Genomic DNA, 10,401 nt, shown 5'->3' with positions numbered 1-10,401 from the left:
AATCGCAATCAGCGGCGCAGGCTCCGGGTTTGCAAGGACAGCCAGCAAAAACAAAAACCGCAACGTCCCATCCGACAAATCCGCCGCCGACTGCTCCCGCTTGAGCGACTTCCACCGAATCCGCATCTGCACCCGCTGATCCGAAGCCGGAGGAAAGACGAGTTCGTCGAAATCATCCCCAAACGCTGCCATCATCGAATCATTGACAATCTTCTTGAAATCTCGGTTTTCAGAATAAAGAGTATGGAGAACATTTATGATGTTCTCTCCGTTTTTGCTAGGCTTTTTTTCATATTCAGTCAAGACGGGAGATCTTAGCGGGGAATTTTTTGATATATCAAAATTCATAAAAAGGGAAACCGAAGCAATGAAATTCTTCAGGATGAAAACGTCATAATTTGAATTGGATAGTTTTTCAGAGTATAGATATGTTTCGCTTAAATCAAAAGGGCTGATTTTATTTTTATATATTTCAAAAAGTTCTGGAGTTTTTATTTTGTAATCAATTAAAACGGATTCGTTTGTTGATAATATTTCGTCTTTTATATAAAAATTATTAGAGTTTTGATGAAAGGGATTTTGAGATAATGCTAAATAATAGCGATAGTCAGATAAATCTTGAAATGGATCTATAAATTCATCATTGAAATCACTGGAGGCATGTATGTCTACTTTAAGATCTTGCTGAACACCATCCCAGAGTATAGCTATCCCTCCTCCTTCTCCCTTGACGTAATTTGACAAATGCCCTTGTGTACTATCACAAAGCATATCAAGAACTCTAAGAATATTTGACTTTCCACTTCCATTCGATCCAATGACGACATTAAGTTTCCCCGGCTCCCAGGTGATGTCCTTGAGCGAACGAAAGCCTTGAACCGAGAGACGTGTCAGATGCATGGCAAAATTGTACCGCTAAACGGTCCGGGTTAGGGTTCCCCCGGTTGGAGCGGGGGAGCTGGAGAGCGTCGCAGGCTCCGCTACCAAGGGCGTGCCGCCCATAATTCCGAGTAAATTTCGGTATGGCCGGGACGGCCTTTGTAGCCAAAGGCTCTCCAGCACTGCCGTTCTGATCGGCGGTGCTACCCGCGTTTCAGTCCACATAGCAGAACTCGTTGGCGCAGAGGAGCGCTTGGGCGTAGGCGTCCCAGCCATCGGGGCCTAGTTTGGTTAGGAAGCCTTGGCCGAGGGCAAGCTCTTTCGCCGACTGTGGGCGGGCGTAGAGCAGCTTGTAGGCGTAGGCGATCCGCTCGGAATCAGTTCCGGGATGGGCCTTGAGGCGGGCGGCGAGGGCCTGCGCTTGCTCCAGCGCGAAGGGGCTGTTGAGCAAGTAGAGCGCCTGCGGGGCCACCGTCGAGATCGTGCGTTTTTCCGCGCTGTTGGTCGGGTCGGCGCTGTCGAAGAGCGGCCCAAAGCCCGTTCTGTCCGAGCGGATTGTCATGGCGTAGACCGTCCGGCGCGGCACATTCAAATCCCGAAACGCGAGGCCGCCGGGCGTGTGGTCGAGTTTTCCGGAAGCCGAGAGCAGGGCATCCCGGAGCGCCTCTGCCTCCAAACGGCGGCGCGGGGCGCGGGAGAGCAGGCGGTTATCGGGGTCTTTGGCGAGGGCGAGCGAGGAGGGAACGGAGAACTGCTGGTAGGCATCGCTGGTGACGATGCGCTTGTGGAGGGCCTTGAGGCTCCAGCCGCTCTGCACCAGCTCACGGGCCAGATAGTCCAGCAGCTCCGGGTGCGTCGGCTTCTCGCCAAGGGCTCCGAAGTTGCTGGGCGTGGCGACAATCCCGCGCCCAAAGTGCCCCTGCCAGAGCCGGTTGGCAATCACCCGCGCCGTCATGGGGTTTCTCTCGCTGGCGATCCACTCCGCCAGCTCGCGACGGCCACTGCCCGAGGCGATCTTGAACGCCCCACCGCCCAGTACCACGGGTGCGCCACGGGGCACCAGTTCCCCAAGGTTGTCGTAGCGGCCTCGTTTATGGACTTTGACATCGTGGACACCGTCGTGGGGCGTGCCAGGGACGCCGCCCTCTGCGATTCCATTGGCAATCTGGAGAACGGCGGGGATTTGGGCTTGGAGCGCGGCGCGTTCTTTTTCAAGAGCCGCGAGCTGGGTTTGCGCTTCTGTTGGAAGCTGGCTGTCGCTATCGGGCAGAAACGGGCTTTGCTCCACGGGAAGCGCGGCGGCGAGGGTGAGTGCTTTGGCATGGTCGCCCGACTTCCAGGCTGCGATCACGGCGCTAGCCTCGGCGGAGCGCGGGGTGGGGCCAAGATCCACAAAGCGCCACGGGCCAAAGCTACCCTGGCCTGCGTGGGTGAGCGCATCGGCGGTGAGATCGTCGGTGCCCACTTTCCAGCCAATGGTGGTCGTGTCGCAGGAGTACTCACCACCGGGTAGGACGCAGAGTAGGAGCGTCTCACCCTCCATCACCGTGACATCGCGCTTGAGGGGCGGCGCGGCGGCACCGTTGGCCACCTTGCCGCTGGCCAGCACTTTTTCGCCTTGGCGTAGCTCCCAGGCAAAGCCATCGCCACAAGCTGGGTCGGCATCGGCAAGCGTAGCTTCGACCGCAAACGTTCCTGAGCGAGTCGCCTTCCAGACCGCTGCCACACCTGTGTTCGGACTCGGATGCACGTTCACGGAGCGAGCAGGCAGGGTGAACGTGAGAATCCGCTGCGCCTGATTCGTGGTATTGACCGTCGCGCTGACGGCGGGCTTGTCGCCCTTCACGCCATCAATTCCCGCAATATCCCCGACGCGCTGCATCGCGGTTCGTAGCGTGGGCGGGCCATCGAGTGCCAGAAACTCCTGCCAGTGATGCTCGGAGCCTGTGGGGATTTTTCCTTGCGCGGCCTCGCGTGCCCACGCCAGCGCGACGGCCTTACGCGCCGTCGTGCGCTCGCCTTCGAGCTGCTTCTCCACCACGGCGAGCTTCTTACGTGCCGCTTTTTGCGCCGAGGTCTCCAGCGGGATACGCAGCATTACCTCGCCCGCGCCCTTGGGCGTGAGCTTGGGGAGAATATGGCTGGAGAAGAAAATCCCCGCCATCGCGTAGTAATCTCTTGTCGGAATTGGGTCGAACTTATGGTCGTGGCAGCGCGCACAGCCGACCGTCAGCCCCAGAAAGGCGCGGCTAGTCATGTCCACCTGATCATCGGCGATATCCGTGAGGATCTTGTCTTTGTCCGCATCGCCGTTGCCCCAGTTGCCGATTGCCAAAAAGCCCGTCGGAACCGGGTCGCCGCTGAGCACGTCGCCCGCGAGCTGTTGTTTGATGAACTCCGTGTAGGGCATGTCGGCGTTGAGCGCCCCGATCACCCAATCACGGTAGCGCCAGGCCTCGCTAATATCGCCCTCACTGCCCAAGCCCCGCGCATCGGCAGAGTCGGCGTAGCGTGCCACATCGAGCCAGTGCCGCCCCCAGCGCTCGCCATACGCCGACGACGCGAGTAGCTCGTCGGTGAGTTTCTCATACGCATCGGGGCGCGTGTCGCGTACAAACGCCTCGACGCGCTCGGGCGTGGGCGGCAGGCCCGTGAGATCGAAGCTCAGGCGACGGATCAGCGTCCGTTTATCGGCCTTGGGCGCAAACCCCAGGCCCGATTTTTTCAGCCGCGCCAGCAGAAACGCATCAATATCTGTCCGCGCCTCCACAACCGGCGGCGCAAGGCTAAGCTTGACCGGCGAGTAGGGCCACCCCCCCACTCGGGCTCCCCCAATCTTGGGGGCGGGGGGGGCAAGTGCTCCGCTCTGGGCCCAGCTTGTCAGTGCCGTACGCTCGCTCTCAGGGAGCTTGCCCGACGGTGGCATCTTGATCTTGCCCTCGTAACCAATCGCCGCGATGAGCTTCTGCGCTTGATCTTTGGAGAGCTTTTGGTCCAGCCGTACTCCCCCAAGCTGCTGCGTCGCCCCGTGGCAAGACAGGCACTGCGCTGCCAGCACAGGCCGCACGGATTTCTCAAATACCTCCGCTACCCGTGATTGGGGAGCAGCGAGCGCCAGTGCGAGGGGTAGTGCCCCCAAAGCCAGAGTCAGAAAGCCGCATCGCATCATACGCTCTGGTTCGCGAGAGTCCAAGAAAATCCCTCCTCTATTTTACAACCGCGAGGATTCCTGCGAAGTCATTGCTTCCTAGGCTCTTGCAGTTTGCGCTGGGGCAGAGCATCCCGGATATCGAGCCGTCTAAGTAGAGGGCATTAGGACAGCCGAGCACGTCGCGGAAGAGGCGGGCAAAATCATGGAAGTTGACGGGGAACTGCGAGAGAGCAAAAACTGCCTTGCCGTCTTTGGTGGCCCCGACACCGTTTCGGAAATTGCGGTTGGCTGAGCCGGGCGTAAACTTCGGGTGGAGCTTGCCGTTCTGCACCAAGAGCGGCCCGGACTGGGTCGCCAGCTGGGGCTTTATCTTGAGCCTGGCAAACTCCCCCGTCTCCCAGACTCCCGCGCGCTTACCCACCACCGCAAAGACGCCGTTGGGAGCGAGAAAGAAGTTCCCGCCGCCGTGCCACTGATTCAGCTTCACCAGAGTCTTGCCCTCGGCGACATGCAGACCCAGCGGGACATAGCCCGGCGCGAAGATTCCCGCATTAGTCGCCAGCAAGAGCTGCTTTTTTTGCGCTGTCGCCCAAGTCTCCACCCGCTCCAGCGAGCCAAAGCGCTGACCTTTACTGTCTTTCCAGAGCAGACGTAGGTCATCATGGGCAGGGTCTACCGTGGCGACGGTGAAAGTGACACCCGCAAAGCTAAGTTCTCGTGCAATCATGGTAGCTGAGACTAGTGAACGAGGCGCGTGGTTGCACTTGAATCCTGTCAGCTCTTCATGAACCCACCAGGCTCGAACCCACCCGGCCTTCGTTCGTTCCTCACTTCGGCCACCCTCCCTTGGGTCAAGGGAGGGTCGGCGAGGGACGAGCCGGGGTGGGTTCAGTGGGGTCAGATGACGTTCTTAAAGCACGCGGGGAGGCTCCGAGTGCGGTGCGGATGGTTTTGTTGAAGAGATGTAGGTCGGGGATGCCGACGGCAATCGCGACGGATTTTATGGGGAGTGTGGACTCTCGGAGCAGGTGCTCAGCGCGCTCAATGCGGCGCTGACGAAGATAGCCAATAGCACTTGTTCCGATTTGCTGCTGGAAAAGACGCCCGAGATAGCTGTAGGAAACCCCGGCTTCTCGTGCGAGCTGAGCGATACTGAGCGGCTCCCCGAGGCGCTGCTCGATGCGCTCAATGGTTGCAGTGACAGCGGGGTGGCCAGTCAGGCGCATCTGAGGTGCGGGGCGCTCTGTGAGCTGGCAGAGCACCTCCCAGAGCCGGGCTTGACGGCGCCAGCGGGGCAGGTGCGGCGCAAGTGCCACTTCCTCGAACTGGGCATAGAGCTGGGGAAACCGCGTCCCAAGATCCTGCATGAGGGGAATCGTCCCCGTGGCAGTGCCCAGTGGCAGGCGAAAGTGGGCGTAGAGGTGCGGTGACGGGCCTTCGTAGTGGTAGACCACGGGCTCGTTGGGGGGCGTGATTCCCACAAAGCCAGGACGGATGGGAAACGTCTGCCCGGCCAGTTCCAGAGTCGCACGGTAGCGGTAAAAATGCACTGACCAGAGCGTTGGGAGCTGGAAGCGATCCATGCTCTGCCCGCCGTGAAGTGCCGCTGACATCTGCACCAGCACGGGCGGCTCGGCGAGGCAGATCGGCCACTCTAGGGCTTGCCAGTTCTCGACGCTAGAATTCACCACGATTTTTTACCACCAATTGACAACCCAGGCCATTGAAAGACGAAAACAAAACTATTAAAATCAACCAATTCTCGCACCGCCCGTTAGAGGGGCGGTGCTGGAGAGCCTTCGGCTGCGAAGGCCGTTCCGGCCATAGGAATCCCGAGTAAACTCGGTATGGGCGGCACGCCCTTCGTAGCTTTAGCTCTCCAGTCCCGCCCCGGGTACCCTCTGGGTGAATGGGCGGGACATGGCGAATAGGAGAAAAAACGAATGCTACGGCAGAAACTACTGGTGCTCTACCTGCACTATCCCGCGCTGAACAGCGGGGTCTGTGCCTGGTCCATCTGGGACGGGACAGGCAAGGAGCACCACACCACGGGGGACAGCGACACGCCCCCCTACAACTCCGTGATTGAGGCGATGAAAGACGGCTGGCGTGTGATCCAGTTTCCGCAGCTCAACCCGGCTTATCCGGGGATGGAGCTGACGACATCTTACTTGCGCTTTGAGTATATTTTAGAGAAGCTGGAGGATATCAGCAATGGTTAGTAAAGAACATCTCCTCACCACGGTACAAATGGCCAACTTCGCCGCCGATGGCCTGCTGGTCTTCCCAGAGCTCATCCCCGACGAAATCAATCAAGCGGCGATGCAGGAGATTGATAACAAGGCAATCCCCATTGGCTACGAGAAATCGGGCCAGGAGCTCTCCAATATCTGGAAAGACTCCAAGGGCTTTGGGGCGCTTTTCCGCCTGCCACAAGTGGAGGGGATTATTCGCAGCCTCGTCGGACCTTCGCCGCTCTATGACCACCATGCGTTCCATAAAGTCGGGCCGCGCCACGAAGAGGGGCAGATCTGGCACGCGGACAATATCATTGATCCGCGCCAGCACTTCGACATCCAGCTGTTTTATTTCCCCCACGACACGCCGCGCGAGATGGGCGGGACGATGTTTCTCCCGGGGAGCCACCTGCGCCGTATCCACGAGACCGATATCGGGCGCTACCAGAACTTCCGGGGCCAGCTCCCGATAGTCTGCAAGGCGGGGACGATTGCTGTCGGGCACCATGGGATCTGGCACTGCGCTCAGCCGAATCACACCGAGCAGATGCGCTACATGTTCAAGCTACGCCTCAACCCGACCGTGCGGCAGCGCTTGCTCTGGAACACCGACGATCTCAACGCATCCGAGGTGCAGAGCAACCTGATGCGCAACCATAAGTGGTACGGCAACGACGATCGCCTGGAGTACGCCCAGCGCATCAAGTTCTGGCGCTTCTTGCTCGATGACGACAAGTGGGACGCCCACTACTGGCTCACCCGTGTCGAGAACAAGCCCGAGCGCCCCGCGCCATTCTTCACCTAACCTCACCAGACGGGGGCGCGGGCAGGTAAAATGCCTGCATGGACACGCGCCCCAGCATTCTCTTTGTCATCGCCGATGATGCGTCGTGGAGCCACTTTGGGGCCAACGGCGATCCGGTAGCCCAGACTCCCCACTTTGACCGAGTGGCGCGGGAGGGTGCGCTCTTTACCCATGCGTTCTGCGCGTCGCCGTCTTGTACACCCTCACGCGGGGGGATTCTCACCGGCCAGCACATCTGGCGGCTCGGTGAGGGAGCCAATCTCTGGTCGTTCTGGCCCAATACTGCCCCGATCTACACGGACTTGCTCGCGGCGGCGGGCTACAAAATTGGGCACACGGGCAAGGGCTGGGCTCCGGGCGACTTCACCAAGTACGGACGAAAAGACAACCCCGCCGGCCCTCGCTTCGCCAGCTTCGATGCCTTCTTAAAAACCGTAGCCGACGAAGCACCGTTTTGCTTCTGGTTTGGCAGCTCCAACCCGCACCGCACCTACGAAACCGGAGTCGGGCGCAAGCGTGGCAAGAAGCTTGAAAGCGTTATCGTTCCCCCCTACCTTCCGGATACCCCTGAGGTGCGCTCGGACTTGCTCGACTACCACAGCGAGCTTGAGGACTTTGACGGTGAGCTCGGCACACTTCTGGCCGCACTGGAGCGCACGGGGCGGGCGCAGAACACGCTTGTCGTGGTCACCAGCGACAACGGCTTCCCCTTTCCTCATGGCAAGACCAACCTCTACGATGCTGGGACGCGTATGCCGCTGGCCGTCCGCTGGCCGGAGCGCATCAAGCCGGGGCAAAAGCGCAATGAGCTGGTTAGCCACACCGATCTCGCCCCGACGTTTCTTGAGGCCGCGGGAGTCCTGGTTCCCGATACCATCACCGGCCAGAGCCTCCTGCCCTTACTCACCGCAGGGAAGAAGCAAAAGCGCGACGCGGTGTACTTTGGTCGGGAGCGGCACTTTGTGAAAGCGCGAGCAGGCAATCTCGGCTACCCGGCACGCGCGGTTCGCACCCAGGACTTTCTCTACATCCGCAACCTCGCCCCCGACCGCTGGCCTGCGGGTGACCCGCCACTCTTCTCGGACATTGACCAGGCCAACTCGATCAACGGCTCGCCCAGCAAGCAGGCCATGGTGGAGAGCACCGACCCGCGTTTTGCCGCGTGGGCAACCACCAAGCGCCCCGCCGAGGAGCTCTACGACCTCAAGTCCGACCCGCACCAGCTGACGAATCTTGCGGCAAGCCAGAAGCATGCCAAGCCACTCGCTCGGCTCCGCACCCAGCTCGACGAGACCCTCAAGAAGACCGGCGACCCACGGGTCTCGGGCAAGACAGACAAGGAAGACTTCGACCGCTACCCGAGCTTCTCGGGGGCTGGAAAGTAGATTATGCGATACGAAAAACCCGCTTTTGCCGAGGGAATCCCCGGCGCACTCGTCCTCTGTGGCCCCGGCCCCGCCGCCCCGGAGGCATTTCTCACGTTCACGCGCCTGGCCAAGCCGCTGGAGGGCAAGTTTGTCGCGGTGAAAGACAAGGCCCCCGACCCGCGTGAGCTCGCCGAGGCCACGGGGGTCTGGTGGGAGTTCCCCGAGCCCCCAAAAGGCAAAGTGCTCGATGCCCTCAAGGCCGCTCAGGCCCGAGGCGCGACTCTCGGGGGCAACTTCCCCTTCACTCAGACCGCGCTCAAAGACGGCCTCCTCCCCGATGCCAACGCCGCGATCCGCTACGAGCTCCCCGAGGGCGCGGCGCTGGCCATTGTTGGGCGGGAGGTTCAGCTCCTGGGAGCTGTGCCCGTCACGATCCGCCTCGCCGCCACACGCTTTGCCCCCGAGGAGCGCATCACGCTTGCTGGACGCAAGCGCCTTGCCGATCTCACGGCCCTGCGCCGCTGGAGCCGCCAGCGCACCGAGCCCGCCTTTCCGCCCAAGAAGCTCGCCACGCCCAGCGTGCCGTCGGGGACGCTGGTGATTATCGGTGGCGGTGGGATGCCGCAGGGGCTCACCCAGCGCTTTGTCGAGCTGGCGGGCGGCCCGGAGAAAGCCATCATCGCCGTGATCCCCATTTCCATGCCCGACCCGCTCCCGCCCAAAGACGGCATGGCCGAGGCCCTGCGCCGCGCGGGTGCCAAAGAAGTCGTTGAGATTACGGGCCGCACCCCCGAGGCCGTGGACAAGCCCGAGGTGCTGGCGCTGCTCAAGCGTGCCACGGGAGTCTGGTTTGGCGGCGGACGGCAGTGGCGCTTTGTGGATGCCTACGAAAACACCAAGGCCGCCAAGCTGATACACGACGTCCTCAAGCGCGGTGGCGTGATCGGCGGCAGCAGCGCGGGCGCGTCTATTCAAGGCGAGTACATGGCCCGTGGCAACCCCCTCGGCCCCGAGGAGATCATCGCCCCCGGCTACGAGCGTGGCCTGGGCTTTCTCCCTGGCATGGCCATTGACCAGCACTTCACCCAGCGCAACCGCTTCAAGGACATGGAGCTACTGATCAAGACCTATCCGCAATTATTAGGAGTTGGCATAGATGAAGCCACCGCGCTGATCGTCCAAGGCTCCATCGCCGAGATCACCGGCCGCACTCGCGTCAATTTTTACGACGCCGCCAAACCCGGCCCAGAGTCCGTTCCCAGCGGGAAGAAATACGATCTAGCCACCCGGAAAGTGGTGGAGTAGCTTCCTCCTGTGGAGACTTTTCTATCGTCCTGAGCGCCTCGGGAGACTCTTGTACCTCGATAACATCACGAGCCTCTTCCAGCTCTGTCTGTGTTTGCCAGTGCTCTTGAGGTTGGAGCTGATGCAAAACTGCCCGTGCATCGTCGAAGCGCTCCAATCGCACCAGGGTATAGACAATATCCAGACTGGGCTCCAAAGCGCGTAAGAGCTGTGCCGATTTCTCAGGATTGTGTCGCGTTGTCGGTAGATGCCATCGAATGGCCGACTCTTCCCGAGGTTGCAGGGGCCATAGCTCACCAGGAACCTTACCGCTCTCGTGGAGATGGCAGAAGTAAACGGCAAAGAGATTGTGCCACTCGTGTTCCCGCAAAAGCTGCATGTCCTCTAAAGTAAATGGAGTGCAGTGGTTGTTGAGCAGAGTATCCACCGCCTCCTCCACCAGCGTTTTTTGATGGTGGGAACGGAGAACGGTTACCGCCCGACGGACGGCATCGGTGAGGTCTTCCAGAGCCTCGATGGTGGGCTCTTGCTGCACACCCTTAATCCCATGGCGCAGGCTTGCGAGGTGCGCAGAGGGACGCTCGTTCCAGTCGGGGATCTCTTCCAGCAGCTCAGGGATCTCCTCATAAAAGCCGCTCGCTTCCAGAGAGATAATCA

9 protein-coding genes are annotated in these 10,401 nt (G+C 60.4%); 4 read left to right on the top strand and 5 right to left on the bottom strand.

Annotated elements, in window-relative coordinates:
• The 4 genes from RMO15_RS05365 to RMO15_RS05350 all read right to left on the bottom strand — a co-directional run.
• A partial coding sequence (locus RMO15_RS05365) for an AAA family ATPase (RefSeq protein ID WP_309708855.1) occupies window positions 1–900 on the bottom strand: 900 nt, incomplete at its 3' end.
• Between the two features lie 193 nt (window positions 901–1,093).
• Entirely contained in the window at window positions 1,094–4,048 is a 2,955-nt protein-coding gene (locus RMO15_RS05360) for a DUF1553 domain-containing protein (protein ID WP_309708851.1), read from the bottom strand.
• 37 nt (window positions 4,049–4,085) lie between these two features.
• On the bottom strand, window positions 4,086–4,757 hold the full coding sequence (locus RMO15_RS05355) for a phosphodiester glycosidase family protein (protein ID WP_309708847.1): 672 nt from the start codon (window positions 4,755–4,757) through the stop codon (window positions 4,086–4,088).
• Between the two features lie 124 nt (window positions 4,758–4,881).
• Window positions 4,882–5,721, bottom strand: a complete 840-nt coding sequence (locus RMO15_RS05350) for an AraC family transcriptional regulator (protein ID WP_309708844.1) — start codon at window positions 5,719–5,721, stop codon at window positions 4,882–4,884.
• 252 nt (window positions 5,722–5,973) lie between these two features.
• Between RMO15_RS05350 and RMO15_RS05345 the strand changes: the two genes are divergently transcribed.
• From RMO15_RS05345 to RMO15_RS05330, 4 genes are read left to right on the top strand one after another with little or no spacing between them, the layout of a single operon-like run.
• The gene (locus RMO15_RS05345; protein ID WP_309708841.1) at window positions 5,974–6,252 is read left to right on the top strand and encodes a hypothetical protein; all 279 of its coding nucleotides are present in this window, start codon (window positions 5,974–5,976) and stop codon (window positions 6,250–6,252) included.
• Entirely contained in the window at window positions 6,245–7,072 is an 828-nt protein-coding gene (locus RMO15_RS05340; RefSeq protein ID WP_309708837.1) for a phytanoyl-CoA dioxygenase family protein, read from the top strand. Before RMO15_RS05345 ends, RMO15_RS05340 begins: the two co-directional genes overlap by 8 nt.
• 38 nt (window positions 7,073–7,110) lie before the next feature.
• Window positions 7,111–8,457, top strand: coding sequence for a sulfatase (locus RMO15_RS05335; protein ID WP_309708834.1), 1,347 nt, complete (start codon window positions 7,111–7,113; stop codon window positions 8,455–8,457).
• A 3-nt stretch (window positions 8,458–8,460) separates the two neighbouring features.
• The gene (locus tag RMO15_RS05330; protein ID WP_309708830.1) at window positions 8,461–9,744 is read left to right on the top strand and encodes a cyanophycinase; all 1,284 of its coding nucleotides are present in this window, start codon (window positions 8,461–8,463) and stop codon (window positions 9,742–9,744) included.
• On the opposite strand, the gene RMO15_RS05325 is transcribed toward RMO15_RS05330, so the two are convergent.
• A partial coding sequence (locus RMO15_RS05325; protein WP_309708827.1) for a hypothetical protein occupies window positions 9,656–10,401 on the bottom strand: 746 nt, incomplete at its 5' end. The genes RMO15_RS05330 and RMO15_RS05325 overlap by 89 nt on opposite strands.

The organism is Armatimonas sp. (assembly GCF_031410135.1).
In the GTDB taxonomy this organism is placed as follows: Bacteria; Armatimonadota; Armatimonadia; order Armatimonadales; family Armatimonadaceae; genus Armatimonas.
This window is presented reverse-complemented; position numbering and strand designations above follow the sequence as displayed.